General features: G+C 58.9%; 25 protein-coding genes. 8 read left to right on the top strand and 17 right to left on the bottom strand.

Going from position 1 to position 26,369, the window contains the following annotated elements; translation table 11 throughout:
- Positions 1 to 97: 97 nt before the first annotated feature.
- From AABC73_RS06490 to ffh, 8 genes are all read right to left on the bottom strand, one after another.
- Positions 98 to 1,402: a homoserine dehydrogenase gene (locus AABC73_RS06490; protein ID WP_020289541.1), complete on the bottom strand. Its 1,305-nt coding sequence runs from the start codon at positions 1,400 to 1,402 to the stop codon at positions 98 to 100.
- Between the two features lie 138 nt (positions 1,403 to 1,540).
- Positions 1,541 to 2,281 (bottom strand): thioredoxin fold domain-containing protein, encoded by a 741-nt coding sequence (locus AABC73_RS06485; protein ID WP_331150882.1) that lies wholly within the window; start codon positions 2,279 to 2,281, stop codon positions 1,541 to 1,543.
- A gap of 150 nt (positions 2,282 to 2,431) precedes the next feature.
- Positions 2,432 to 3,328 (bottom strand): site-specific tyrosine recombinase XerD, encoded by an 897-nt coding sequence (xerD, locus tag AABC73_RS06480; protein ID WP_341522912.1) that lies wholly within the window; start codon positions 3,326 to 3,328, stop codon positions 2,432 to 2,434.
- A 115-nt stretch (positions 3,329 to 3,443) separates the two neighbouring features.
- Positions 3,444 to 3,794: a 50S ribosomal protein L19 gene (gene rplS, locus AABC73_RS06475; RefSeq protein WP_341522911.1), complete on the bottom strand. Its 351-nt coding sequence runs from the start codon at positions 3,792 to 3,794 to the stop codon at positions 3,444 to 3,446.
- Between the two features lie 43 nt (positions 3,795 to 3,837).
- Positions 3,838 to 4,590, bottom strand: coding sequence for a tRNA (guanosine(37)-N1)-methyltransferase TrmD (gene trmD / locus AABC73_RS06470; RefSeq protein WP_341522910.1), 753 nt, complete (start codon positions 4,588 to 4,590; stop codon positions 3,838 to 3,840).
- 5 nt (positions 4,591 to 4,595) lie between these two features.
- Complete coding sequence (gene rimM / locus AABC73_RS06465; protein WP_341522909.1) at positions 4,596 to 5,132, bottom strand: ribosome maturation factor RimM; 537 nt, start codon at positions 5,130 to 5,132, stop codon at positions 4,596 to 4,598.
- A gap of 5 nt (positions 5,133 to 5,137) precedes the next feature.
- A complete protein-coding gene (rpsP, locus tag AABC73_RS06460; RefSeq protein ID WP_020289547.1) occupies positions 5,138 to 5,395 on the bottom strand; it encodes a 30S ribosomal protein S16 in 258 nt (85 codons plus the stop codon).
- A 248-nt stretch (positions 5,396 to 5,643) separates the two neighbouring features.
- Positions 5,644 to 7,020, bottom strand: a complete 1,377-nt coding sequence (gene ffh, locus AABC73_RS06455) for a signal recognition particle protein (protein WP_331151103.1) — start codon at positions 7,018 to 7,020, stop codon at positions 5,644 to 5,646.
- Between the two features lie 198 nt (positions 7,021 to 7,218).
- Here ffh and ccsA point away from each other — a divergent pair, with 198 nt between their 5' ends.
- The 4 genes from ccsA (at position 7,219) to AABC73_RS06435 (ending at position 11,793) form a co-directional block, all read left to right on the top strand.
- Complete coding sequence (ccsA, locus tag AABC73_RS06450; RefSeq protein WP_341522908.1) at positions 7,219 to 8,031, top strand: cytochrome c biogenesis protein CcsA; 813 nt, start codon at positions 7,219 to 7,221, stop codon at positions 8,029 to 8,031.
- A 12-nt stretch (positions 8,032 to 8,043) separates the two neighbouring features.
- A complete protein-coding gene (locus tag AABC73_RS06445; RefSeq protein WP_341522907.1) occupies positions 8,044 to 9,291 on the top strand; it encodes a CNNM domain-containing protein in 1,248 nt (415 codons plus the stop codon).
- Positions 9,292 to 9,591: 300 nt separating this feature from the next.
- Entirely contained in the window at positions 9,592 to 10,914 is a 1,323-nt protein-coding gene (locus AABC73_RS06440) for an MFS transporter (protein ID WP_341522906.1), read from the top strand.
- 159 nt (positions 10,915 to 11,073) lie between these two features.
- On the top strand, positions 11,074 to 11,793 hold the full coding sequence (locus AABC73_RS06435) for a WbqC family protein (RefSeq protein ID WP_341522905.1): 720 nt from the start codon (positions 11,074 to 11,076) through the stop codon (positions 11,791 to 11,793).
- An 88-nt stretch (positions 11,794 to 11,881) separates the two neighbouring features.
- Here the strand turns inward: AABC73_RS06435 and purT are convergent, their stop codons facing one another.
- From purT to AABC73_RS06410, 5 genes are all read right to left on the bottom strand, one after another.
- Positions 11,882 to 13,063, bottom strand: coding sequence for a formate-dependent phosphoribosylglycinamide formyltransferase (gene purT / locus AABC73_RS06430; protein WP_341522904.1), 1,182 nt, complete (start codon positions 13,061 to 13,063; stop codon positions 11,882 to 11,884).
- 103 nt (positions 13,064 to 13,166) lie between these two features.
- Positions 13,167 to 13,634 carry a preQ0 transporter gene (locus tag AABC73_RS06425; protein WP_341522903.1) on the bottom strand — a complete coding sequence of 156 codons (468 nt, stop codon included), beginning with the start codon at positions 13,632 to 13,634 and terminating at the stop codon, positions 13,167 to 13,169.
- Between the two features lie 181 nt (positions 13,635 to 13,815).
- A complete protein-coding gene (locus tag AABC73_RS06420; RefSeq protein ID WP_331153081.1) occupies positions 13,816 to 14,022 on the bottom strand; it encodes a DUF1289 domain-containing protein in 207 nt (68 codons plus the stop codon).
- Between the two features lie 2 nt (positions 14,023 to 14,024).
- A complete protein-coding gene (locus AABC73_RS06415) occupies positions 14,025 to 14,549 on the bottom strand; it encodes a gamma carbonic anhydrase family protein (RefSeq protein WP_341522902.1) in 525 nt (174 codons plus the stop codon).
- Between the two features lie 37 nt (positions 14,550 to 14,586).
- Positions 14,587 to 15,183, bottom strand: a complete 597-nt coding sequence (locus tag AABC73_RS06410; RefSeq protein WP_341522901.1) for a CoA pyrophosphatase — start codon at positions 15,181 to 15,183, stop codon at positions 14,587 to 14,589.
- Between the two features lie 156 nt (positions 15,184 to 15,339).
- Between AABC73_RS06410 and AABC73_RS06405 the strand changes: the two genes are divergently transcribed.
- The 3 genes from AABC73_RS06405 to AABC73_RS06395 all read left to right on the top strand — a co-directional run bounded on the left by AABC73_RS06405 (position 15,340) and on the right by AABC73_RS06395 (position 18,265).
- On the top strand, positions 15,340 to 15,891 hold the full coding sequence (locus AABC73_RS06405; protein ID WP_341522900.1) for an NUDIX hydrolase: 552 nt from the start codon (positions 15,340 to 15,342) through the stop codon (positions 15,889 to 15,891).
- 43 nt (positions 15,892 to 15,934) lie between these two features.
- Positions 15,935 to 16,498 carry a L,D-transpeptidase family protein gene (locus tag AABC73_RS06400; RefSeq protein WP_341522899.1) on the top strand — a complete coding sequence of 188 codons (564 nt, stop codon included), beginning with the start codon at positions 15,935 to 15,937 and terminating at the stop codon, positions 16,496 to 16,498.
- 432 nt (positions 16,499 to 16,930) lie between these two features.
- Positions 16,931 to 18,265 carry an IS110 family transposase gene (locus AABC73_RS06395; protein WP_341520479.1) on the top strand — a complete coding sequence of 445 codons (1,335 nt, stop codon included), beginning with the start codon at positions 16,931 to 16,933 and terminating at the stop codon, positions 18,263 to 18,265.
- A 248-nt stretch (positions 18,266 to 18,513) separates the two neighbouring features.
- Here the strand turns inward: AABC73_RS06395 and AABC73_RS06390 are convergent, their stop codons facing one another.
- Positions 18,514 to 18,825: a YqfO family protein gene (locus AABC73_RS06390; protein ID WP_341522898.1), complete on the bottom strand. Its 312-nt coding sequence runs from the start codon at positions 18,823 to 18,825 to the stop codon at positions 18,514 to 18,516.
- A 4-nt stretch (positions 18,826 to 18,829) separates the two neighbouring features.
- Entirely contained in the window at positions 18,830 to 22,726 is a 3,897-nt protein-coding gene (gene purL / locus AABC73_RS06385) for a phosphoribosylformylglycinamidine synthase (RefSeq protein ID WP_341522897.1), read from the bottom strand.
- 200 nt (positions 22,727 to 22,926) lie between these two features.
- Here purL and mltF point away from each other — a divergent pair, with 200 nt between their 5' ends.
- A complete protein-coding gene (gene mltF / locus AABC73_RS06380; RefSeq protein ID WP_341522896.1) occupies positions 22,927 to 24,387 on the top strand; it encodes a membrane-bound lytic murein transglycosylase MltF in 1,461 nt (486 codons plus the stop codon).
- Positions 24,388 to 24,509: 122 nt separating this feature from the next.
- Here the strand turns inward: mltF and tadA are convergent, their stop codons facing one another.
- Together tadA and AABC73_RS06370 are read right to left on the bottom strand one after the other, a co-directional pair.
- Positions 24,510 to 24,992 carry a tRNA adenosine(34) deaminase TadA gene (gene tadA / locus AABC73_RS06375; protein WP_065835131.1) on the bottom strand — a complete coding sequence of 161 codons (483 nt, stop codon included), beginning with the start codon at positions 24,990 to 24,992 and terminating at the stop codon, positions 24,510 to 24,512.
- Positions 24,992 to 26,365: a multicopper oxidase family protein gene (locus AABC73_RS06370; RefSeq protein ID WP_341522895.1), complete on the bottom strand. Its 1,374-nt coding sequence runs from the start codon at positions 26,363 to 26,365 to the stop codon at positions 24,992 to 24,994. Before AABC73_RS06370 ends, tadA begins: the two co-directional genes overlap by 1 nt.
- Positions 26,366 to 26,369: the final 4 nt, after the last annotated feature.

Here is a 26,369-nt window from a genome sequence, read left to right as displayed (position 1 = left end):
CCTTCGGTTTGAGCTGCAAGCCTCAAGCTACGAGCCTCAAAGTAAAAGCGATCGGCTTCTAGCTTGGAGCTTGGGGCTTGCGGCTTGCAGCTCTCAATTAATTGAGATGTTCTACGCGGATCCGGACCACCGGCCCCACCACATCCTGCAACGCTTCCAGTGCCTGGATCGCGTCATTCATGCGCTGCTCAATCACACGATGGGTCAACAGAATCATCGGTACCAGGCCGTCATGCTCTTCGACTTCCTTCTGCATGATGGATTCGATGTTGATGCCGCGCTCCGACAGAATACTCGCCACTTGCGCCAGCACGCCTGGATGGTCCTTGGCCTGGATTCGCAGGTAGTACGCGCTTTCGCAGGCTTCGATTGGCAGGATCGGATGCGCGGAAAGCGAGTCCGGCTGGAAGGCCAGGTGCGGCACGCGATTCTCCGGATCGGAAGTCATGGCGCGCACGACGTCCACCAGATCAGCGATCACCGACGAAGCCGTAGGCTCCATGCCGGCACCGGCGCCGTAGAACAGCGTCGAACCCGCAGCGTCGCCATTGACCATCACCGCGTTCATCACGCCGTTGACGTTGGCGATCAGTCGATCAGCCGGGATCAGCGTCGGGTGGACACGCAACTCGATGCCGGCGGCAGTGCTGCGCGCAACGCCCAGGTGCTTGATGCGATAGCCAAGTGCTTCGGCGTAATTCACGTCGGCGGTGGTCAGCTTGGTGATGCCTTCGGTGTAAGCCTTATCGAACTGCAGCGGGATACCGAACGCAATGGAAGCCAGGATGGTCAGCTTGTGCGCGGCATCGATGCCTTCGACGTCGAAGGTCGGATCGGCTTCGGCATAACCCAGCGCCTGAGCTTCGGCCAGGACGTCCGGGAACGTACGACCTTTTTCACGCATTTCAGTGAGGATGAAGTTGCCCGTGCCGTTGATGATCCCGGCCACCCAATTGATACGGTTTGCCGACAGACCTTCACGGATTGCCTTGATCACCGGAATACCGCCCGCCACTGCCGCTTCGAACGCGACGATGACGCCCTTCTCGCGCGCCTTGGCGAAAATCTCGTTACCGTGCACGGCAATCAGCGCCTTGTTGGCAGTGACGACGTGCTTGCCATTTTCAATGGCTTTGAGGACCAGATCCCGGGCTATGGTATAGCCGCCGATCAGCTCGATGACGATATCGATTTCAGGGTTGGTTGCCACCGCGAATACATCGCTGGTGGTCGAGGTACCGGTAATCTGGCAGTTGGGGTTCGGCGTACGCATGGCAATTTGTGCCACTTCGATTCCACGCCCGGCGCGGCGGGCAATCTCCTCGGCGTTACGCTGAAGTACGTTGAAGGTACCGCCACCGACAGTACCTAGCCCACAGATGCCTACTTTGACCGGTTTCACTATGAACTCCCCGTAAAACGGCCAACTCGAGGCTGGCCGTGGAAAACAGCCGCACGTCACCATGCGGCTCTCAATTTAACGGGACGACACTGACAGCTGTCGCCCCACGGTCTTCAAGGAAACCTTGATGACGCTGGATTATTCGGCGCCGAGCGCCAGTTTGGCCACTTGCGCCGCAGGCTGGTAGCCCGGGATCAGTTGACCGTCAGCCAGGACGATGGCCGGTGTGCCGTTGACACCGATCGACTGGCCCATTTCGAATTGCTTGGTCACAGGGTTGGCGCATTTAGGCGCCTGGATGTTCTTGCCATCGACCATACGGTCCATGGCGCCCTTGCGATCCTTGGAGCACCAGACTGCCTGCAGTTGCTCATCGCCGGGCGAACCCAGGCCCTGACGCGGGAAAGCAACATAGCGGACTTCGATACCCATTTTGTTCAGCTGCGGCACTTCGGCATGCAGCTTGTGGCAATAGGGGCACGTGGTGTCAGTAAATACGGTGATGTGCGATTTGGTTTCGCCAATGGCCGGGTAGACCACCATTTCAGCGGTCGGAATGCCGTTGATGGTTTTGGAAATCGCCAGGCGCTCGGTTTTCTCGGTCAGGTTGACCGGTTTGCCGTCCTGGATCTGGAACAGGTAACCCTGCATGACGAACTGTCCGTCGCCGCTGGCATACAGCACGCGTCCGCCCTTGAGCTTGACTTCGTAAAGGCCGTTCAGCGGGCTGGCCGCAATGCTTTCGACCGGCAATTCCAGCTTGAGTGAATCCAGCGTCTTGCGGATGGCTTGTTCGGCGGGTGCATCAGCCTGAGCGAACAGGCTGAAGGTACTGGCCAGCGCAATGACTGCGGCGGCGAAAATCTGGGTCACGCGCATGAAAACTCCTCGGGCGGTGGGCAAATGGGCGGCGCTGAAAACAGCGGGTGCCAGCATCCATTTGCGAAACCGGCAAAGACTATCACATAAGCCCTGCAACACCGACCCGGACCGATGCCGGATATCGGGCAATTCCTGCCATTGATACCTTTAGCCGCGCGGGTGATGCTTGGCGTGCATGTCCTGCAAGCGGGCACGGGCGACATGGGTGTAAATCTGCGTGGTCGACAGATCGCTGTGGCCCAACAGCATCTGCACCACGCGCAGGTCTGCGCCATGGTTGAGTAAATGGGTCGCGAACGCATGGCGCAAGGTATGTGGCGACAGTGACTTGCCGATACCAGCCACCGCAGCCTGATGCTTGATGCGATGCCAGAACGTCTGACGCGTCATCTGTTCGCCTCGCAAACTGGGGAACAACACATCGCTGGGACGCCCGCCCAGCAGCTCATCGCGAGCACCGCGCATGTAGCGTTCGATCCAGACGATAGCCTCTTCACCCATGGGCACCAGCCGTTCCTTGCTGCCTTTGCCCATGACCCGCAACACGCCTTGGCGCAGGTTGACCTGCTCCAGCGTGAGGCTGATCAATTCGGTGACCCGCAGACCGCAGGCGTACAGGACTTCAAGCATCGCGCGATCCCGCTGGCCAATGGCCTCGCTCAGATCAGGCGCCGCCAACAAGGCTTCGACATCGGCTTCGGACAGCGACTTGGGCAAGGGCCTGCCCAGCTGCGGCATGTCGATTTGCAATGTCGGATCAATCTGGATCAGTTTCTCGCGCAGCAAATAGCGATAGAAACCGCGTACACCGGACAGAAAGCGTGCCGTCGAACGCGGTTTGTACGCCTGATCCACGCGCCAGGCCAGATGATCCAGAATAGCTTCGCGCCCGACGCTGATCAGGCCCACGCCCCGCTCTTCAAGCCAGCCATTGAACAAGGCCAGATCGCTGCGATAAGCATCGCGGGTATTGTCCGAAAGCCCCTTCTCCAGCCACAGGGCGTCGAGAAAACGGTCAATCAGCGGATGGTCGATTGCAGACATAGGTGATGGGCACTTGTGCTGTTTCGCGAAAGACCGCTATTGAACACGGACAATAAAATCCCGGACACAAAAAAGCAGCCCGAAGGCTGCTTTTTTTTGCATCGGATTGCTGGACTTAAGCCAGTTTTTCCTTGATGCGAGCTGCTTTACCGGACAGGTCACGCAGGTAGTACAGTTTGGCTTTGCGAACGTCACCGCGACGTTTCACAGCCATGCTGTCGATTTGCGGGCTGTAAGTCTGGAAAGTACGCTCAACGCCAACACCGTTGGAGATTTTACGAACAGTGAAAGCACTGTTCACGCCACGGTTACGCTTGGCAATTACTACGCCCTCGAACGCTTGCAGACGCGCACGGTCGCCTTCCTTCACTTTCACCTGAACGACAACAGTGTCGCCCGGGGCAAAGGTAGGGATCTCTTTCGTCATCTGCTCTGCTTCGAGTGCAAGAATGATTTTGTTAGTCATGCTGTGCTCCTAAGGTGATCCATCTGGATCGACCATCGATACGTTAACTATCGTCCCGCTCACGGATGTATTCCGCCAGCAGCTTCTTCTCTTCTCCAGAAAGCGAGCGGCTTTCCAGAAGATCGGCGCGTCGTTCATAGGTCCGCCCAAGGGACTGCTGTAAACGCCAACGCCGGATATGTGCGTGATTGCCACTAAGCAACACGTCGGGAACACGCTGATCCACATACACCTCCGGTCGGGTGTAATGCGGGCAATCCAGCAGACCATCCGTGAAGGAGTCTTCCTCCGCGGAGTCCGCATGCCCTAAAGCTCCAGGCAGCAGCCGCGTAACCGCGTCGATCAGCACCATTGCCGGCAGCTCGCCGCCAGACAGTACATAGTCACCAATCGACCACTCTTCATCGACATGAGCTTCAATGAAACGCTCGTCAATGCCTTCATAACGACCGGCGATGAGGATAATCGCTTCCTCCTGTGCCAGTTCGCGTACAGCAGACTGATTCAGTTGGCGGCCTTGTGGCGACAGGTAAATTACCTTCGCCGCTTCCCCTGCCGCTTGCCTGGCCTGAACCAGAGCATCTTCAAGGGGCTTGATCTTCATCACCATGCCCGGACCACCGCCAAATGGGCGATCATCCACAGTGTGATGTCGATCCGTGGTGTAGTCCCGCGGATTCCAACAAGTGAGCTGCAACAGCCCTTGTTTCACCGCTCGGCTGGTTATGCCGTATTCGCTGATGGCGGAAAACATCTCGGGGAACAGACTGATCACTTCTATGCGCAGGCTAGCCATGGCGCTTAGAAGTCCGCATCCCAATCCACCTTCATCTCGCCGGCACTCAGGTCGATTGCCAACACACATTGCTCCGTATAGGGCAACAGGCGTTCGCGATCATCCAGGCTGCCTGCGCAGGGTTTGACCACCATTACATCGTTCGAGCCGGTTTCCAGAAGATGATCGATTTTCCCGAACAATTGCCCAAGAGTGTCGATAACCTTCAAACCTTCCAGCTGGTACCAGTAGTACTCGCCGTCGGTCAGATCAGGGAACAGGTTGCGTGGCACACAGATTTCGTAACCGGATAGAAGACGGGCTTCTTCACGATCATCGAGACCTTTGAGCTTTGCGACCAGGAACTTGTTTTGCAAGCGTCCGCTGACCAGCTCTACCTGTTTAACGCTGCCTTCGCGCCGAAGCGTCCAGGTTTTGTAATCCAACAGGTTTCCAATCGGATCAGTAAAGGAAAAGACCTTCACTTCGCCGCGAACGCCATGAATAGAGTAAATCTTGCCAATGACGATCAAATCGTCGGCAACAGCTGGCGTCGCGTTCATATTGCTCAGGCCGCGACCTGAGTCTTGGCTCGTTCTTTCAACAGCTGAGCAACGCGCTCGGATGTTTGTGCACCCACGCTCATCCAGTAAGCCAGACGCTCGTCGTTCACGGACAAACGAACTTCCTGACCACGGGCAACCGGGTTGAAGAAGCCAATTTGCTCTTTGTGTGAACCGTCGCGCGCATTGCGGCTATCGGTAACAGTGAGGTGGTAAAACGGGCGCTTTTTGGAGCCGCCAAGGGCAAGACGGATGGTTAGCATTGAACATCGTTCCTGTAGTCGGTGCTGCAAATCTAAGATGCACAGCGGGCATAGGTGCCCGAAAGGCCGCATATTCTAAGGAATATCCGGACTTTTGCAAATGTCTTTTTCCGGCGCCTATCGGCATGCCATCAAGATTTGCTATGGAGCCGTCGATTTCGACGGCGGATAGACACCCGCCAGACGGGTGTTTTGCCGGAGGTTGCCCCCCGGCGAGCTGCGCGCAAACGAACTTGCGCGCGACGTAATCACATCTTCGGCATGCCGCCGCCGGGCAACATTCCGCCCATGCCGCGCATCATTTTCGCCATTCCGCCTTTCGCGGAGAATTTCTTCATCATCTTCTGCATCTGCTTGTGCTGCTTGATCAGACGCCCGATGTCCTGAACCTGCGTGCCCGAACCCATGGCGATGCGACGCTTGCGCGAACCGCTGATCAGCTCCGGGTCGCGACGTTCGGCCGGGGTCATCGAATTGATGATGGCTTCCATCTGCTTGAACTGTTTCTCTGCCGCGCCCTGGGCATTGCCCATCTGCGAGAGATTCACACCGCCGATACTCGGCAGTTTGTCCATGAGGCCGCCGAGGCCGCCCATGTTCTTCATTTGTTGCAGCTGATCGCGGAAGTCTTCGAGATCGAAGCCCTTGCCCTTCTTCAGCTTCTTCGCGAGCTTGTCGGCCTTGTCCTTATCGAGGGTCTGTTCGGCCTGCTCGATGAGACTGAGCACGTCGCCCATGCCCAGGATTCGCGAAGCGATACGGTCGGGGTGGAACGGCTCGAGCGCGTCGCTCTTCTCGCCCATACCGATGAACTTGATTGGCTTGCCGGTAATCGCCCGGACCGAAAGCGCAGCACCACCACGTGCGTCGCCATCGACCTTGGTCAGGATGACGCCGGTCAGCGGCAAGGCATCGCCAAACGCCTTGGCGGTATTGGCGGCGTCCTGGCCGGTCATGGCATCGACCACGAACAGGGTTTCAGCCGGCTTGACCGCAGCGTGCAACGCCTGGATCTCGCCCATCATCTCGACATCGATGTGCAGACGACCGGCGGTATCGACGATCACGACATCAATGAACTTGAGCTTGGCTTCCTTGATGGCCGCCAGCGCGATCTCGACCGGTTTCTGGCTGATATCGGACGGGAAGAACGTTACGCCGATGTCATTGGCCAGGGTTTCCAGCTGTTTGATGGCCGCAGGACGATACACGTCCACCGAGACCACCATGACGGTTTTCTTCTTGCGCTCCTTGAGGAACTTGGCCAGTTTGCCTGCAGTGGTGGTTTTACCCGCACCCTGCAAACCAGCCATCAGAATTACCGCCGGAGGCGTGACGGCCAGGCTCAGCTCTTCGTTGGCCGCCCCCATCATGTCTTCCAGCTCGGCCTGGACGATCTTCACGAACGCCTGGCCCGGCGTCAGGCTGCGCGACACTTCAGTGCCGACAGCGCGCTCCTTGACCTTGTTGACGAAGTCTTTGACTACCGGCAAGGCAACGTCAGCTTCAAGCAAAGCCATCCGCACTTCGCGCAAGGTATCTTTGATGTTGTCCTCGGTCAGCTTGGCCTTGCCAGTTACATGGCGCAGCGTCTGCGAGAGACGGTCGGTAAGGTTTTCAAACATGCGCGATCCTTTCAGGCTCTCGTCGAACCCCGGTTGATGCGGCCCGGCCCGTATTAAAAATGGCGCTCGGCGAGCCTGCGGCTTGAGCAGGTCGCGGATTATAGCGAAGACTCCGCTCGGAGTCTGCCTCTGTGGTCTTTCGTGAAATGCGGGTTGTATGCGAAACTCAGCGCCTTTCGGGCCCGCCCATCAGGATTTATGTTCCCCTTGCCACCCAGCCTGCTACCCAGTCTCGCCGCCGCCTGCCTTTATGCCGCTGCGACCATCTATCAGGGCCTTCGCCTGAGCCAGGGCACCAAGGCCGACAAACGGCTGCTTTGCCTGCTCGGCACGCTTGCCGTCGTCGCGCATGCCACCGGGCTTTTCTCGCAATTGGTGCGTCCTATCGGGCTTGGCCTGGACTTCTTCAGCGCCGCCAGCCTGATTGCCGTGGCGGTGATTGCCCTGACGCTGCTCGCCACCGTGCGGATTCCGGTGGAAAACCTGCTGGTGCTGCTGTTCCCGCTGGGGCTGGCAACCGTACTGCTGGCGCAGTTCGCGCCGACCGGCACCGTGCAGCCGATTGACGAGGAGCCGGGGATTCTCAGCCATATCCTGCTGTCGATCCTGGCCTACGGCATGTTCACCATCGCGATGTTCCAGGCGCTGCTGTTGCTGGTGCAGGACCATCAACTCAAGCACAAACATCCGTCCGGGCTGATCAAGAACTTTCCGCCGCTGCAAACCATGGAAAGCCTGTTATTCGGCTTTCTATGGGCCGGCTGGTCGCTGCTGTCGCTCTCGCTGATCTCCGGCTGGTTGTTCGTCGAAAACCTGTTCGCCCAGCATCTGGTGCACAAAACCCTGCTGGCGTGTCTGGCCTGGATAGTCTTCAGTGTGTTGCTGTGGGGTCGAAATCGTCTGGGCTGGCGCGGACACAAGGCCATCCGCTGGACCCTGGGCGGCTTTTGCCTGCTGATGCTGGCGTATTTCGGCAGCAAGCTGGTCCGTGAATTCATTCTGCACATCTGACGGGCGTTGATCATGGATAACTTGCCCATCGGCCCAATGCTTGGTGTTGTTGCGCTGCTGATCCTCTGGTCGGCCTTGTTCACGGCCGTCGAAGCCGCGCACCACCGCGTCAAGGCCCTGCGAATCGGCACTCGCCCAACCGACCCGGCCAAGCCGCGACTGGAATTCCAGCTCGGCAGCCTGATCCTGACCAATACACTGGTCAAAACCCTTATCGTGGTGATCGCAACGCTGCTGTCGATGCGGTACTGGCTTGATAACGGCCCGACGGTTGCCTGGCTTGTCACCACCGGCCTGATCCTGGTCTTTGCCGAATACGCACCGCGCCGTCTGGCTGTCCGGCATCCATTGGCGATCATCAAGCTGGCCAACGGCATGTTGAGCATTCCGATGAAGATCATGTGGCCGCTGGCCTGGCTATTGAGCACCCTCGCCACCCTGCTGGTGCTGCCTTTCAACGCCCGCAACAAACCTGCCCAGCGACGTGAAGATGATCAGGATTCCTTGTCGGACCCCAATCAGGAAGGGGTTCACGAGCACGAACCTGGCGGTTCACCGGTATTGTCCGGGATTCATGCGCTGGACAGCATCACCGTCAACGACATTCTGGTACCGCGCAACGATGTCGACGGGGTCAATCTGGATGAGCCCATCGAAAACATCATCGAACGCCTGATTATTTCCCGGCATACCCGCCTGCCGGTGTATCACAACGACATCAATCAGGTTCAGGGCGTCCTCAATACGCGCCAGATCAGCCATCTGCTGCCCAAGGCCGAGCTGACCAAGGAACAATTGCTGGCGGCCTGCTATGAGCCGTACTTCGTGCCGGAAAGCACGCCGCTGCAACTGCAACTGCTGAATTTTCATAAACAGCAGCGGCGCCTGGGCGTGGTGGTCGACGAATACGGCGAAGTGCTGGGCATCGTCAGCCTGGAAGACATTCTCGAAGAAATCGTCGGCGAATTCGAAAACGAACAGACTCTCGACAACCCGCACATTCATCCTCAGGCAGATGGCCGTCTGGTGGTTGATGGCGCAGCGTCGATCCGCGATCTGAACAAGAGCTTGGGCTGGCATCTGCCGTCCGATGGCCCGAAAACCTTGAATGGCCTGGTGACCGAGGCTCTGGAAACCATTCCGGAAAGCTCGGTCTGCCTGAAAATCGGGCCGTATCGCCTGGAAATCCTGCAAACCGAAGACAATCGCGTGACTCGCGTGCTGATGTGGCAGAACTCGGCAACCCGCGCCGTCAATTAAAGCGCAGCTGCGTGCAAAACCTCCTTGTTCTGCCCGCAGCGGCCTTTCTATAATCGAGCCGCTTACCCAGCCCCGCCGATCCGCGTGCTACCCGCACTCAGCCTGATCGGCCAGTCACTCAGCCTGAAATGTTTCGCGCACTTCCCTGGCATCCGCCCTACCCTTCGGCATTGCCACGCCTCTTGTCCACATCCGGGCTAACCTGATCAGCGCTGTCCCCACAATAATTAATGTTTGCCGCCGTGCATCGCCCAGCCAAGGCGATTGTCGACAGGCAAGATGACTGTCAGGGATTCCCGCATGACCACAACTTCCGCCCTCGGCGAAAATCACGCTGCTCCGGCTCGTCCGGCCAACTCCGCGACACGGGTCGCCACGGCCAGCTTCATCGGTACGGCAATCGAGTTCTACGACTTTTATGTCTACGCCACCGCCGCCGCTTTGGTGATCGGGCCGGTGTTCTTTCCGCAGACTTCCGGCACCGCACAGATGCTGTCGGCGTTTCTGACCTTCGGCATCGCCTTTCTCGCACGTCCACTGGGCTCAGCGCTGTTCGGCCACTTCGGTGACCGCATTGGCCGCAAGTCGACGCTGGTCGCCTCGCTATTGTTGATGGGGGTCTGCACCACGCTGATCGGCGTGCTGCCCGGTTACGCGACTATCGGGGCCTGGGCGCCGATCCTGCTGTGCGTCCTGCGTTTCGGGCAAGGCTTGGGCCTTGGCGGCGAATGGGGTGGTGCGGCGTTGCTGGCCACTGAAAACGCCCCGCCGGGCAAGCGCGCCTGGTTCGGCATGTTCCCGCAGCTGGGCCCTTCGATTGGTTTCCTCGCCGCCAACGGGTTGTTTCTGACGCTGGCGATAACCCTGGACGACGAACAGTTTCGCTCCTGGGGCTGGCGGATTCCGTTCCTGCTGAGCGCGGTGTTGGTGATGGTTGGCCTGTACGTGCGACTCAAGCTGGAAGAAACGCCGATCTTCGCCAACGCCATTGCTCGCCACGAACGGGTCAAGATGCCAATCGCCGAGCTGTTCAGCCAATACTGGGCGCCGATGCTGCTGGGTGCGGCGTCCATGGTGGTCTGCTACGCGCTGTTTTACATCTCGACCGTGTTCTCGCTGAGCTACGGCGTCTCGACCCTGGGCTACAGTCGCGAGACCTTCCTCGGTTTGCTGTGCTTCGCCGTACTGTTCATGGCTGCGGCCACGCCTTTGGCTGCCTGGGCCAGCGACCGCTTCGGCCGGCGTCCGGTGCTGATCATTGGCGGGGTTCTGGCGATTCTGTCCGGCTTCACCATGGAGCCTTTGCTGACCCACGGCACGACCTGGGCAGTGGCCTTGTTCCTGTGTATCGAACTGTTCCTGATGGGCATTACCTTCGCTCCGATGGGCGCCATGCTGCCGGAACTGTTTCCTACACGCGTGCGTTACACCGGCGCGTCTGCAGCCTACAACCTGGGCGGTATTGTCGGTGCTTCGGTGGCGCCGTTCTTTGCTCAGAAACTGGTAGCAATGGGCGGCTTGAGCTGGGTTGGCGGGTACGTATCAGCAGCGGCATTAATCAGTCTGATCGCCGTGCTGTGCCTGAAGGAAACGCGTCACGCCGACCTGGACAAGATCGCCTGACGCCACCGATGGGAAGTCGACAGATGATTTGCAGGCAGTCCTGCCGGTCATTTGTCGGCCAGACCCAAAAAACCCCGTATTCATTGGTTATTCCCACAGGCACAGTCATTTCGACGGCTATTCTCAAGGTTCCGGGGAACCGCTCTGAAGACGCCAGAAATGAATAACACGCTAGCCATCATGCAACCTTATTTCTTCCCCTATCTGGGGTACTTTCAACTCATCGCGGCGGCGGAGCGCGGAGTGATCTTCGACACCGCGCAGTACTGCCGCAAGACCTGGATGAATCGCAACCGGATTCTTGATGCAAAAGGTGGCTGGCAATATATCAACGTGCCGGTGAGCACCACACTGGGCACGTCGATCCAGGCCACCACGGTGATTGATCACTCGGCCGCATTACAACGCATTCTCGGCCAGCTGGAGCACTATCGCGGCAAGGCGCCTTTCTATCAAAAAGTGCGCGACCTGATCAGAAACACATTTGCCTCGGTCAAGGACAATGGCGTCGGCGAACTGAACACGCAGTCGCTCAAAACCACCTGCGATTACCTCGACCTGCCTTTCAGCTGGAAGCCGCATTCGGCCATGGATCTGCAATTGCCACCCATTCAGCATCCAGGCCAATGGGCATTGGAAATCAGCAGCGCACTGGAGGCGAGCCGGTACATCAACGCGCCGGGTGGACGGGCGATATTCGTTGCCAGTGAGTGGCAGCAACGGGGGATAGAGTTGCGCTTTCTGGATGTGTCGACGTTTGTCTACGACACCGCGCCGTACGAATTCATCGGCAATCTATCGATTCTCGACGTACTGATGTGGAACCCGCCGGGCAACGTCGCTGCTTATATTCACGAAAACACGCGAATAGCCAGTTAACGATCCGGGCGACCACTGTTTGATACGCACGCCACAGTTGCCATAAGGGAACTGTGGCGGTGCGTGCTGGCCATCTTACAACTGAACGTTACAACTGAACCTTAACCGCCCGCGAAGCACGCGTCGCCTTGGCACGGGCGGCTTCGATGAATTCATCGCGAGCCAGAGCCACACCCATGCGGCGCTGGCCATCGACTTCCGGCTTGCCGAACAGACGCAGCGCCGTATCTGGTTCACTCAGGGCCTGGCCCAGGTTGGCGAACGCCGTCTGGGTGGATTTGCCCTCAACCAGAATCACTGCTGAAGCCGATGGCCCGAACTGACGAATCAACGGGATTGGCAGGCCAAGAATGGCGCGAGCGTGCAGCGCGAATTGCGACAGATCCTGCGAAATCAGGGTTACCAGGCCAGTGTCGTGTGGACGCGGCGAGACTTCGCTGAACCAGACCTGATCACCTTTGATGAACAGCTCGACGCCAAACAGCCCGCGACCGCCCAAGGCTTCGGTCACGGCCTTGGCAACGCGCTCGGATTCCGCCAGCGCTATCGGGCTCATGACCTGTGGCTGCCAGGATTCCTGATAGTCGCCTTTCTCCTGACGATGGCCAACCGGCGCGCAGAACGTCGTACCGCCCACGTGACGCACGGTCAGCAGGGTGATTTCGTAATCGAAATCGATGAAGCCTTCGATAATCACCCGACCTTTGCCGGCGCGACCGCCCTCCTGGGCGTAATCCCAGGCTTTCTGCACGTCGTCGGTGGTCTTGAGCAGGCTCTGGCCTTTGCCCGAAGAACTCATCACCGGCTTGACGACACAGGGGAAACCCAGGTCTTCCACGGCCTTGCGATAGTCTTCGAAGGTGTCGGCGAAGTGATAGGGCGAAGTCGGCAGGTCCAGCTCTTCAGCGGCCAGACGACGAATGCCTTCGCGGTTCATGGTCAGCTGCGCGGCGCGTGCGGTCGGAATCACGGTGAAGCCTTCGGACTCCAGTTCCACCAGCGTCGCGGTGGCGATGGCCTCGATTTCCGGCACGATAAAATGTGGCTTCTCGGCTTCGATGACTGCACGCAGCGCGGCACCGTCGAGCATGTTGATCACATGGCTGCGATGGGCGACCTGCATGGCGGGCGCGTTGGCATAGCGGTCAACTGCGATCACTTCGACGCCAAGGCGTTGCAATTCGATCACTACTTCCTTGCCCAGTTCGCCGCAACCGCAGAGCAAAACGCGGGTCGCGGTAGGCGACAGTGGAGTTCCGATTTGAGTCATCTCAGGTCCTCGTGGAGCAGATATCGAGGGCAGCCCGCCAGAATGCAGGACGCCACGGTGGAGAAAGGCGCGCAATTTACCACGAAGCCCAGGGAATTGGACCTCAGCCCGGACAAGCGTTCTTGCGCGCGCGCCAGACCATGATCAACCACACCGCCGTGACACCGGCGAACTTGGAGGCCAGCGCAGTCACGATGACAGGTGTGGTCATGGCGTCGATCATGCCGAAGAAGATAAAGGTGTCCAGCGGGATGCTCAGCGCCGAGCTCAGCCAGAGCCGGTCATGCAGCGGCCGTTTGGTGATACTGAAGACCAGCCAGTCAATGCATTCGGACACTGCGAACGCCGTGGCGCTGGCCAGCGCAATGGTGGGATCAGAGGTCACGTAGGACAACACCAACGCCGCCAGCATGGCAAAGATCGCGCCATGGCCGAAGCGGGTCTGCACCATGTCGCGCAGCACAAACACCAATCCACCCCACGCCGACCAGATGACGTCCAGATGCGGCGCGGTAGAGAACGCAAAGTTGATCAGCACGACACTGCCGATGTAGGTGATCAGGAAGAACATGGGCGAGGCTTATATGGCGGGAAGATGCGCTGATAGTACCAGCCGCGAGAATCTGTAGGAGCCAACTTGTTGGCGAGGCGTAATGTCGGACAGACCGCTTCGCGAGCAAGCTCGCTCCCACCAAGAAAGATAGACGCTGGCCCTGTGGGAGCGAGCTTGCTCGCGAAAATGTTTCACGGTTTCAGGAAGGTGACGGCACCGACCAAACCAACCCACTCGCCTCCGCCCGCTCATGGCACAACACCAGCACCGCACGGCGCTGCTCGTTGTCCAGGGCGTGCCAGTCGGTGATTTCCTTGACGGTGCGCTGGCAACCCAGGCAGACATCATCGTCGTCCAGCGCGCAAATGCTCACGCAAGGGGACGGGACGCGGCGTTCGGTTTGCATGCTCAGTCGTCCTGCGGCTGCAGGTCCCGAGCGTAGCGTCGGGCGTTGCTGACGTAATGCGCAGCGCTGGCTTCAAGCATCTTTTTCTGGACGTCGGTGAGTTCGCGCACCACCTTGCCGGGCGAACCCATTACCAGGGAACCGTCGGGGATGACCTTGCCTTCGCCTATCAGGGAATTGGCGCCGATCAGGCAGTATTTGCCGATTTTCGCGCCGTTGAGGATCACCGAATTGATGCCGATCAGGCTGTAGTCCCCCACGCTGCAACCGTGCAGCATGACGTTATGGCCAATGGTCACGCCTTTGCCGATTTCCAGCGGTGAACCCATGTCGGTGTGCATGACCGTTCCGTCCTGCACGTTGCTGTTCTCGCCAATATGAATCAGCTCGTTGTCACCACGCAGCACAGCGTTGAACCAGACACTGGCGCCCGCCTCAAGCTTGACCTTGCCGATCAGCACGGCATTGGGTGCGACCCAGCTGTTCGGATCGGTTTCGACACGGGCGTCGCCCAGACGGTATTTCATGCATCGTTCCTCAAGGCGCTGCGGCCAATGGTCAAGCTCAGGTCACGGAATGTTCGGGTGGCTGATGCAGGCTGATTTTGCTGTCATACAGCACATTGATCAGCTCGACGATCATGATCGCGGTCAGGCCCCAGATTTTATACTCGCCGTAACGATAGCTTGGCACGTACCAGCTGCGCCCCTGGTAATCGATGCGGTGCGTATGTTCCCGGGTGTCCTGCCGAAAAAACTCCAGCGGCACGCTGAACACAGCAGCAATCTCTGCGTCATTGGGGCGGTATTCAACGAAATCGGGGATCAGTCCTACATAGGGCGTGACCTTGATGCCGTGCTTGGAGATCAACGGGCTGAGCGGACCGATGACTTCCACCAGACCGGGCGGCAAGCCTATTTCCTCCTCGGCCTCGCGCAAGGCAGTGAACACCAGATCCACGTCCTCAGGATCCCGCCGCCCGCCGGGGAAAGCCACTTCGCCACCATGGGTCGACAGACCGCTGGCACGCAGGGTCAGGATCAACTCGGGTTCGTCACTGCGAGTAATGGGCAATAACACCGCAGCCTCGGGGAAACGTCGATCCGTCTCAAGAGTGCTCGGCGTATGACTGCTTACACGGCGAAATAGCTCGTCCAGCATGGGAAATCTCGATCTGTTGCCTACCCGGCATCATGCACCAAAGCGGCGAACTGCCCAAGCCCTTGTAGGACAACTTGAGCCAATCCAAAGCGCTTCTTGCCGAGCAGGCGCGTCGCACGCCAAGATAGCGGCTGAATTCAGCAATCGAATGACTCCATGAAATTCTGCAGCCAGTGCGGTAACCCGGTCATACAACGTATTCCCGAAGGCGATAGCCGCCCGCGCTACGTGTGTGAACACTGCCACACCATTCATTATCAGAACCCGAATATCGTGGCGGGTTGCCTGCCCCTGTGGGACGACAAAGTCTTGCTGTGTCGGCGCGCCATCGAACCGCGCCTGGGTTTCTGGACCCTGCCCGCCGGCTTCATGGAGAACGGCGAAACCATCGAGCAAGCCGCGCGCCGCGAGACGGATGAAGAAGCCTGCGCGACCCTGGGCGATCTGCATCTGTACATGTTGGTGGATGTGCCGCATATCAATCAGGTCCACGTGTTCTATCGTGCGCAGATGGCGTCCCCGACATTCGCCGCTGGCATCGAGAGCCTGGAAGTGGCCTTGTTCGACGAAGCCGATATCCCATGGTCAGAGCTGGCTTTCATGACGGTCAGACGTACTCTAGAATGCTTCTTCGCCGACCGGCGCCAGCAGATTTACCCTGTGCGAACCGACGCGTTGCCGCCGTCGCGGCCTATACAGGACACTTAACATCATCGGCGCAGCCTGGCGCCGCTTCAGGGAAATCGTTTCGATGCGTTGGTTGCTTGCTGTCTTGTGCTTGTCATTCGTTCCGCTGTCCCAGGCTGCGTTCACGCAAACCATCGTGCCCAAGGGCAGCGAGCAGAAAATCGTCGGCAACAAAGTGATCAACACCGAGAACATCGCCGATCGCAAGATCGAAAAGGTTCTGGTGCTCAAATCGGCGCGTCAGTTGCAGCTAATCAGTGCCGGCGAAGCGCTCAAGACTTATCGCATTTCCCTGGGCAAGCAACCCAAGGGCACCAAGTTGCAGGAAGGCGATCAACGCACGCCGGAAGGTTTCTACTGGCTCGACTGGCGCAAGAACAGCACCAACTACAACCTGTCGATGCACATTTCCTACCCGAACATCACCGACTCGGCTCGCTCGCGTCGCGAAGGGGTCAACCCCGGCAGCATGATCATGATCCACGGCACGCCTGTGGATGAAGAATATCCGGAATGGTATTTCCATACCCTGGACTGGACCAACGGCTGCATTGCCATGAAAAACAATGACATGCGCGAAGTGTGGGATCTGGTGAAGGACGGCACGATGATCGAGATCAGGCCGTAAGGCGGTTGCCCGCACACATCAACCTACGAGAACCTGCTGTAGGAAATTCACCCGCAAAGAGGCCGCTAGACTCCAAGCCGTAGGAGCGGACTCATCCGCGAGAAGTGGCACATCTGATGTAGTTCTTGCGCCACAAATACCGCCCTCCCGGATAAATCCGGTCCTACGGCATGGCGCCGACTCGTAGGAGATCCCCCGTCGTCCAGACGCCGCGCTGTCGCGCAGCAAACGGGGGATGCGTCTAGCGTTGAAGGTGCGCGCGGGACAGAGACCGTAGCCCGCACTGGTGTGACAGCACCCGAGTAGGAGAGTGGTCCGCACGGTATCGGCGTGGAGTCATTGTCGGCACAGCTTGCTGTGACCACGTATGAGAGAGTGAATCTTTTCGCCACCGTGTACCCCGCGCGCCCCTTAATCCTGCGAGGAATTCTCATGGCGCGCAAGAACCAGCAGAAACGTTTACGAATTGTTCACGATGACTGTGCGGGCATCGATATTGGCAGTCGTGAGCATTGGGTTGGCGTCGACCCTGATCGATGCGATAACCCGGTGCGCAGTTTTTCCACCTTTACCGACGACTTGCTCGGTTTGGCCGACTGGCTCGAATCGCTAAGTATCAGCGTGGTCGCGATGGAGGCGACCGGGGTTTACTGGATTCCCCTGTTCGAAATTCTGGATGCCCGCGGATTCGACGTCTATCTGGTCAACTCCCGGGCCACACGCCAGATATCGGGCCGTAAATCTGACGTGCTGGATTGCCAGTGGATTTGGCAGCTCATGAGCTATGGCCTTCTGCGGGGGGCCTTCCGACCTTCGGACGCCATCTGCTCCATGCGTTCGATAGTGCGCCAGCGCGCCAATAAAGTTCGCGATCAGGCTCAAACGCTCAACCGTATGCAGAAGGCGTTGAGCCAGATGAATATCCAGCTCGCCAATGTGATCAGCAATATCGCGGGTGTGACGGGAATGAAAATCCTGCGCGCCATTATCGAGGGTGAGCGTAATCCACAAAAGCTGGCCGCTTTTCGAGATCGGCGCATCAAGGCTGATCACGAAACCATTGAGCGCAGTTTACGAGGCAACTGGCGCCTGGAACACCTGCATGCCCTGGCTCAGGAAGTGGCTTGCTACGACTTTCTTGAAGGGCAGATCGCTGAGTGCGACCAAGCGATCAGACAGGTGCTTGAACAATTGCCGACACTCAACGACAAGCCTCAGCCCTCGACCAAGGCGCTGCGCAGTCCGCATCGTTCTTCATCGGAGCAAGCCGGTTTGCATCAGGCTCTCTGGAAAATCATGGGAGTTGATCTGACGGCTATTCCGACCCTCGGCGTAGATACGGCCTTGGTGCTCGCCAGTGAGATCGGCCCTGACTTGTCACGTTTTCCGACATCGGGACACTTTTGTTCCTGGCTGGGTCTTGCGCCCCCGACCCGAATATCAGGCGGTAGACAGCTGCCCGGCAGTGGTCCCAAAGTCCTGAATCGAGCAGCCCAGGCGTTGAAGCAAGCCGCCTCCAATGCGCGCAATGACAAAAGCTTCATCGGTGCCAGCCATCGTTCGCGTTTGGCAAGGATGGACACCAGCTGTGCGATCAAGGCAACCGCCCACCAACTTGCCCGCTTGATCTACGCAATGCTGACCAAAGGCCAGCCTTACGTTGAACAAGGAATGGAGGCTTACGAAGCCAAGACCCAAGACAGGCAGATGCGGGCCTTGCTGCGCAAGGCCCGCAAGTTGGGATTGGAACTGGTGAAAGCTGCGTGATTTTTCTTAGTCAAAACAGTGGGTTATTTTATGTTTGATGAGAGCGGATTCATCCGCGAGAAGTGGTACATCTGATGTATTTCTTGCACCACACATACCGCCCTCCCGGATAAATCCGGTCCTACGGCATAGCGCCGACTCGTAGGAGCGGATTCATCCGCGAGAAGTGGTACATCTGATGTATTTCTTGCACCACACATACCGCCCTCCCGGATAAATCCGGTCCTACAAGGCGGTAGTCTCAGTGTTCAGAACGCCTCCAGCCGCCAAACCTCGTAGGCTGGCGTTTCGTAGGGATGGCTCTGCTTGAGAGCCACCACCACCTGCTGAATCAGCTCGTCAGCCACGACCAGCTCGACCTTCCATTCCTCCACGCTTTCGACCACGCCGCTCTGCCCGATAAATGGCTTGCTGCCATCCAACGGGCGGAACTGACCCTGGCCCAGCGTTTGCCATGCGCAGCTGTCGTACGCCCCGATTCGCCCTCCTCCAGCGGCGAATACGGCTTGTTTGACAGCCTCTACATGGCTCGGCGGAACAAAAAAGGCAAGTTTGAACACAGCCTTAGTTCACCCAGACCCGCGCATTGCGGAACATACGCATCCACGCACCGTCTTCGTTCCAGTCTTCCGGACGCCACGAGTTCTGTGCGGCACGGAATACCCGCTCAGGGTGCGGCATCATGATGGTGACGCGACCGTCGCGGCTGGTGAGACCACCGATCCCGCGCGGCGAGCCGTTCGGGTTGGCCGGGTAGGCTTCGGTCACCTTGCCGTGGTTGTCGACGAAACGCAGGGCCACGGTGCCGGATACATCAGCGGCGATCAGCGCTTCGTCGCTGGCGAACTCAGCGTGACCTTCACCGTGGGCAATGGCGATCGGCATGCGCGAACCGGCCATGCCTTGCAGGAAGATCGACGCCGACTCCTGAATCTGCACCATTGCCACTCGCGCTTCGAACTGCTCGGAGCGGTTGCGCACGAAATGCGGCCAGAACTCGGTGCCCGGAATCAGTTCGTGCAGGTTGGACAACATCTGGCAACCGTTACACACGCCCAGCGTGAAGCTGTCCTGACGTTCGAAGAAGCCCTGGAAAGCATCACGGGCACGGGCGTTGAACAACGCCGACTTGGCCCAGCCTTCACCGGCACCCAGCACGTCACCGTACGAGAAGCCGCCGCAGGCAACCATGCCCTTGAAGTCATTGAGATCAACGCGACCGGCGAGAATATCGCTCATGTGCACGTCAATGGCGTTGAACCCGGCACGGTCGAACGCTGCCGCCATTTCCACCTGACCGTTGACGCCCTGCTCACGCAGCACCGCCACTTGCGGGCGAACACCCGTCTTGATGTACGGCGCGGCGATGTCGTCGTTGACGTCGAAGCCCAGCTTGACGCTCAGGCCCGGATTATCTTCTTCCAGCAGCGCATCGAACTCTTGGTCGGCGCATTCGGCGTTATCACGCAGACGCTGGATCTGGTAACTGGTTTCAGCCCATTGACGTTGCAGCAAGCGACGTTGGCCGCCGAACACCGGCTCGCCGTTGAAGCTGATGGCGACTTCGTCGTTGTTGATTGGCTGACCGATCACCGCAACGCAATCTTCAAGACCAGCAGCACTGAACTGGGCAAGCACGTCCGGCGTGGCGTCCTGACGAACCTGGATGACCGCACCCAGCTCCTCGTTGAACAGGATTGCTGGCAGCTCGCTGGCGGATTCAGCCAGGCCGTCCAGGTACAGGTTCAAGCCGCAATGACCGGCGAAGGCCATTTCCAGAGCAGTAACCAGCAAACCACCATCGGAACGGTCGTGGTAAGCCAGCAAGTGACCGTCAGCATTCAGACCCTGGATGACCGCGAAGAACGCCTTGAGGTCTTCGGAGTCATCAACGTCCGGTGCGATACGGCCGAGCTTGCCATGTGTTTGAGCCAGGATCGAAGCGCCCATGCGGTTCTGGCCACGGCCCAGATCGATCAGGATCAGGTCGGTAATGCCCTTGTCCATGCGCAGCTCTGGCGTCAGGGTCTGGCGGATATCCAGCACTGGCGCGAAGCCGGTAACGATCAACGACATTGGCGAAGTGACCGTCTTCTCGGCGCCTTCATCGCTCCAGCGGGTTTTCATGGACATCGAGTCCTTGCCCACTGGAATGGTGATGCCCAGCGCCGGACACAGCTCCATGCCGACCGCCTTGACGGTGTCGTACAGGCGCGCGTCTTCACCCGGGTGACCGGCAGCGGACATCCAGTTGGCGGACAATTTGATGTCGGAGATTTTGCCGATGCGCGAGGCCGCGATGTTGGTCAGCGTCTCGCCAATCGCCATACGCCCGGACGCCGGAGCGTCGAGCAGTGCCAGCGGAGTACGCTCGCCCATGGCCATGGCTTCGCCGGTATTGACGTCGAAGCTGGTAGCGGTCACGGCGCAGTCGGCAACCGGAACCTGCCACGGACCGACCATCTGATCGCGAGCGACCAGACCGGTGATGCTGCGGTCACCAATGGTGATCAGGAAGCTTTTGCTGGCAACGGCCGGGTGATGCAGAACGCGCTGCACGCTTTCTTCGATATCGAGGGTGCTCGGATCGAAGTCATCGCCCAGCTCCGCTTCGCGGTCAGCCGAACGGTGCATGCGTGGCGCCTTGCCCAGCAGCACTTCCAGCGGCATGTCCACCGGGCTGTTGCCGAAATGGCTGTCGGTCACGGTCAGTTGCGGCTCTTCAGTGGCCTCACCAACGACGGCGAACGGGCAGCGTTCACGCTCGCAAATGGCCTTGAAGCGCTCGAAGTCTTCCGCGCCCACCGCCATCACGTAGCGTTCCTGGGATTCGTTGCTCCAGATTTCCAGCGGGGCCATGCCCGGCTCGTCATTGGGTACGTTGCGCAGTTCGAAGCGACCGCCTCGACCGCCATCGTTCACCAGTTCAGGGAAGGCGTTGGACAAACCACCCGCGCCGACGTCGTGAATGAAGCTGATCGGGTTCTTGTCGCCCAGCTGCCAGCAACGGTCGATGACTTCCTGGCAACGACGCTCCATCTCGGGGTTTTCACGCTGCACCGAAGCGAAATCCAGATCCGCAGAGCTGGTGCCGGTGGCCATCGATGATGCTGCACCGCCACCCAGGCCGATCAACATCGCCGGGCCGCCCAGCACGATCAGCTTGGAGCCGACAGTGATCTCGGCTTTCTGTACGTGTTCGGCACGGATGTTACCCATGCCGCCAGCCAGCATGATCGGCTTGTGATAACCGCGAACTTCATCGCCATGCGGCGTGGTGATGGATTGTTCGAAGGTACGGAAATAGCCGGTCAGCGCCGGACGACCGAATTCATTGTTGAACGCCGCGCCACCCAGCGGGCCTTCGAGCATGATGTCCAGCGCGGTTACGATGCGCTCGGGCTTGCCGTACGGCACTTCCCAAGGTTGTTCGAAACCGGGGATCTGCAGGTTGGAAACGGTGAAACCGGTTAGGCCAGCCTTGGGCTTGGCACCGCGTCCGGTTGCGCCTTCGTCGCGAATCTCGCCGCCGGAACCGGTAGATGCACCAGGGAACGGGGCAATCGCCGTCGGGTGGTTGTGGGTCTCGACCTTCATCAGGATATGCACCGGCTCCTGCACCGCGCCGTACTGGCGGGTTTCCGGATCCGGGAAGAAACGGCCGGCAACGCTGCCAACGATGACCGAGGCGTTGTCTTTATAAGCCGACAGCACGCCTTCGCTGTGCATGACGTAGGTGTTCTTGATCATGCCGAACAGGCTTTTTTCCTGACTCTCGCCATCAATGTCCCAGCTGGCATTGAAGATCTTGTGGCGGCAGTGTTCGGAGTTCGCCTGAGCGAACATCATCAGCTCGATGTCGTGCGGGTTGCGCCCCAGACCGGCAAAGCTGGTGACCAGATAATCGATTTCGTCTTCCGCCAGCGCCAGGCCCAACTCGACGTTGGCCTTCTCCAGCGCAGCACGGCCACCGCCCAGTACATCGATGGCGATCAGCGGCTTGGGTTGGGCGTGGGTGAACAGCCCTTCGGCTTCCTGCAACGAGCCCAGCACCATTTGCGTCATGCGATCGTGCAGGCAGCCGGCGATGACTTGCGCCTCGGCTTCACTGAACTGGCCTTCTACATAGAAGGTGATGCCGCGTTCCAGACGCTGGATTTTCGCCAGACCGCAGTTACGGGCAATATCGCTGGCCTTGCTCGACCAGGGTGAAATGGTGCCGAAACGAGGCAATACCAGGAACAACCGGCCGCCTGGCTCTTGAACCGGCACGCTTGGGCCGTATTTCAAGATGCGAACGAGAACTTCCTGTTCCTCGCCAGTCAGATCGCCAGCAATCTCGGCGAAGTGGGCAAATTCAGCATACAAGCCACTGACAGCCGAAACTTTTTGTTTCAGTTGCTCAAGTAATTTGCTGTGGCGAAAGGCAGAAAGGGCAGGAGCACCGCGCAGGGTCAACATCTTCGGGACAGCCTCGGGAAGGGGTGTGCTTTGAGGCCGTGCATTCTAGCCTAAACCGGCCCTTTCGGCACCCGAAACGGCCAACTTGCAGCTGCCCGAACGTCGGCACGCATGCCGAGTGCAAGAAAACGCCAGCTCTATCAGACGCCGCCTTCGCTGTCGAGATATGGCGACAGGTGTCCTTTGCGTATACTGCACCGATGTTTCCCCAATCAGATTTCCGCCCTCGTTGTGCCAAATGGCTCATCGCAACCGGACTCTTCCTGATGCTCAGCGCCTGTGTGGATAAACCCACCACATTGGAGCGAGTAAAGGAGGATGGCGTTCTGCGCGTTATCACCCGCAACAGCCCGGCGACTTATTTTCAGGATCGCAACGGTGAAACCGGTTTCGAGTACGAATTAGTCAAGCGTTTCGCCGAAGATCTGGGGGTTGAGCTCAAAATCGAAACCTCTGACAACCTAGACGAGTTGTTTGACCAGATGCAGAAACCCGGCGGCCCAGTGCTCGCGGCAGCCGGTTTGATCGACACCGAGCAGCGTAAAAAGCAGGTGCGTTTTTCCCATCCGTACCTGGATGTCACCCCACAAGTCATCTACCGCAATGGCCAGTCGCGCCCCACCGATGCCGGTGATCTGGTGGGCAAACGCATCACCGTGCTCAAAGGCAGCAGCCACGCCGAGCAACTTGCCGCGCTGAAACTGAAAAATCCCGCCATAGAATATGAAGAATCCGACGCCGTTGAAGTCGTCGATCTGTTGCGCATGGTCGATGAAGGCCAGATTGACCTGACGCTGGTGGATTCCAACGAGCTGGCGATGAATCAGGTGTATTTCCCCAATGTGCGGGTCGCGTTCGATCTGGGCGAGGGTCGGCAACAACGCTGGGCCGTGGCGCTCGGCGAAGACAATAGCCTGATCAACGAGATCAATTCGTTCCTCGATAAAGTGCAGAAGAACGGCATGCTGCAACGCCTCAAGGACCGCTATTACGGTCATGTGGACGTTCTCGGTTACGTCGGCGCCTATACCTTCGCCCAGCATTTGCAGGAACGCTTGCCCAAATACGAGAAGCATTTCCAGACTTTCGCCAAGAAAGAACAGGTGGACTGGCGACTGCTGGCTGCGATTGGCTATCAGGAATCCATGTGGCAGCCCAGCGTCACCTCCAAGACTGGCGTGCGCGGGCTGATGATGCTGACGCAAAACACGGCACAAGCCATGGGCGTGTCCAATCGACTGGACGCCAAACAAAGCATTCAAGGCGGGGCGAAGTACTTTGCCTACGTGAAAGATCAGCTAGATGACAAGATAAAAGAGCCCGATCGCACATGGTTTGCTCTCGCTTCCTACAACATTGGTGGCGGTCACTTGGACGATGCGCGCAAATTGGCGGAAAACGAGGGCCTGAATCCCAATAAATGGCTCGACGTTAAAAAAATGTTGCCCCGCCTGTCTCAAAAGAAGTGGTACAGCAAAACCCGTTACGGCTACGCCCGAGGCGGCGAACCGGTCAGTTTTGTCGCCAACATTCGCCGCTATTACGACATCCTGACCTGGGTAAACCAGCCGCAACTGGAGGGCAGCCAGGTCGCGGAGAGCAATCTGCATGTGCCAGGCGTAAACAAGGTCAAACCGCCGGAAGATAACCCGCCGCTTTGATACTTCGGTCTAGCAGGACAAGGCTTGGTGGGAGCGAGCTTGCTCGCGAAGCTCTGTTACAGGCGCTAAATCTCTGTTGGATGTACCGATCCTTCGCGAGCAAGCTCCCACAGAATCAGTGATCAGCCCTTCGCTCGCCGCATCCTGAAAAACTCGCTGAGCATCGTCCCGCACTCCTCGCCCAACACGCCGCCTTCGAACAAAACGCGATGGTTGAGAAAGCCCTGACTGAAAAACTGCCCCTGGCTTTGCACGATACCGGCCTTGGGTTCGAGCGCTCCATACACCACCCGAGCGACACGCGAATGGACGATGAGCCCGGCGCACATGCTGCACGGTTCAAGGGTTACGTACAGTGTGCTGCCGGGTAAACGGTAATTGCTCACTGCTTGCGCGGCGGCGCGGATGGCGACCATTTCGGCATGGGCACTTGGGTCGCTGCCGCTGATCGGGCAGTTGAAGCCACGCCCAATGATTACCCCATCCTGAACCAGCACCGCGCCGACCGGCACCTCGCCGAGCAATGCGCCTTCGGCTGCCAATGCCAGCGCTTCGCGCATGAAGTCCTGATCGCGGCTGCGATCAATGATTTGCGGTTGCCGCATTACGAAACCTCGATTGCTGCCATCAGCCCGGTTTCCATGTGATCGATCACATGGCAGTGGAACATCCACACCCCAGGATTATCCGCCACCAGCGCAACTCGCGCGCGCTCGTTCCTGCCCAGCAAAAACGTGTCGGTGAAATACGGGATGATTTCTCGGCGATTGGAGCCGATCACCTTGAAGCTCATGCCATGCAAATGGATTGGATGTTGGTACTGGGTCATGTTTTTGAGTTCGAAAATGTAACTCTTGCCCAGCACCAGTTTGGCAATCGGCCGATCGGCACAGGTCTTGTCCGTGATGTCCCAGGCCTGCCCGTTGATCTGCCACAGGCTGGGTGGTTTGCCGTTGTCGACATTGACCGAGACCGAGCCAACCCACTCGAAGTTGAAATTGAGCTTCTCGGCGTTTTCCAGATCCGGTTCGGCAACCGGGTTGGCGGGCAGCGCCGGCGGCCATTGCGTTGGCGCGTCGTTATTGGCAACCGAGCGAAATGTCCCCAGCCGCACCGGGCCATTGCGCAACGAAAGTTCTTCGCCTGCCGGCGGCGCCTTGATGGCCAGGCAAATGCGCATGCCCGGCCCCAGCCAGTAATCCTTGCCCAACGGTCGCGGGCTGATCGGGTTGCCGTCCAGCGCATAGATCTGCGCTTCGACGCCTGGAATGTTCAGGCGATAGGTCACGGTGTTGTCGACATTGAGCAGACGCACGCGGACAATTTGCCCGGCAGGCAGATCAATCACCGCCTGCGGCACACCGTTGAGCGTCGAGAGCCGACCGGCCGTGCCTTCGCGGGCGGCTTCGCGAGTGACACTGAATTCGGTGAACGCGCCGACTTCGTCCACGTGCCAGCTTTTCAGACTGATCGTGCGCTCGTGCAGGAACCCGGTCGGTTCGCGCTCTTCGATGATCAACGGGCCAACCAATCCGCGCCCCAGCTCTTCGCTGCTGCTGACGTGCGGGTGATACCAGTAACTGCCGGCATCGGGCACACGGAATTTGTAGTCGAAATACTCACCCGGCTTCACCGGCAACTGAGAAACGTAGGGTACGCCGTCCATTTCCAGCGGCAGGCGAATGCCGTGCCAGTGAATGGTGGTCTCGACCGGCAGTTGATTGATGAAGCGCAAACGCAACCATTCACCCTGCCGCACCCGCAGCTCGGTACCCGGCGCCGAGCCGCCAAACGCCCAGGCCGGGGTCTGATGCCCTGCAACCAGCTCCACATCCAGCGGCGCGGCAATCAATTCGAAATCATGCCCTTCACCCGGCCCGCGACGGCCCAGCCAATACCGCGACGCGCCACCCGCGCCCAAACCGACCACGGCAAGACCGGCCAGACCTGCGAGTATTTGTCGACGGCTGAAGGACATAGAC

It is taken from the genome of Pseudomonas sp. G.S.17 (genome assembly GCF_038096165.1).
Lineage (GTDB): Bacteria > Pseudomonadota > Gammaproteobacteria > Pseudomonadales > Pseudomonadaceae > Aquipseudomonas.
Note: the sequence above shows the minus strand (reverse complement) of the source record. Positions and strands in the feature narration are given on the sequence as shown.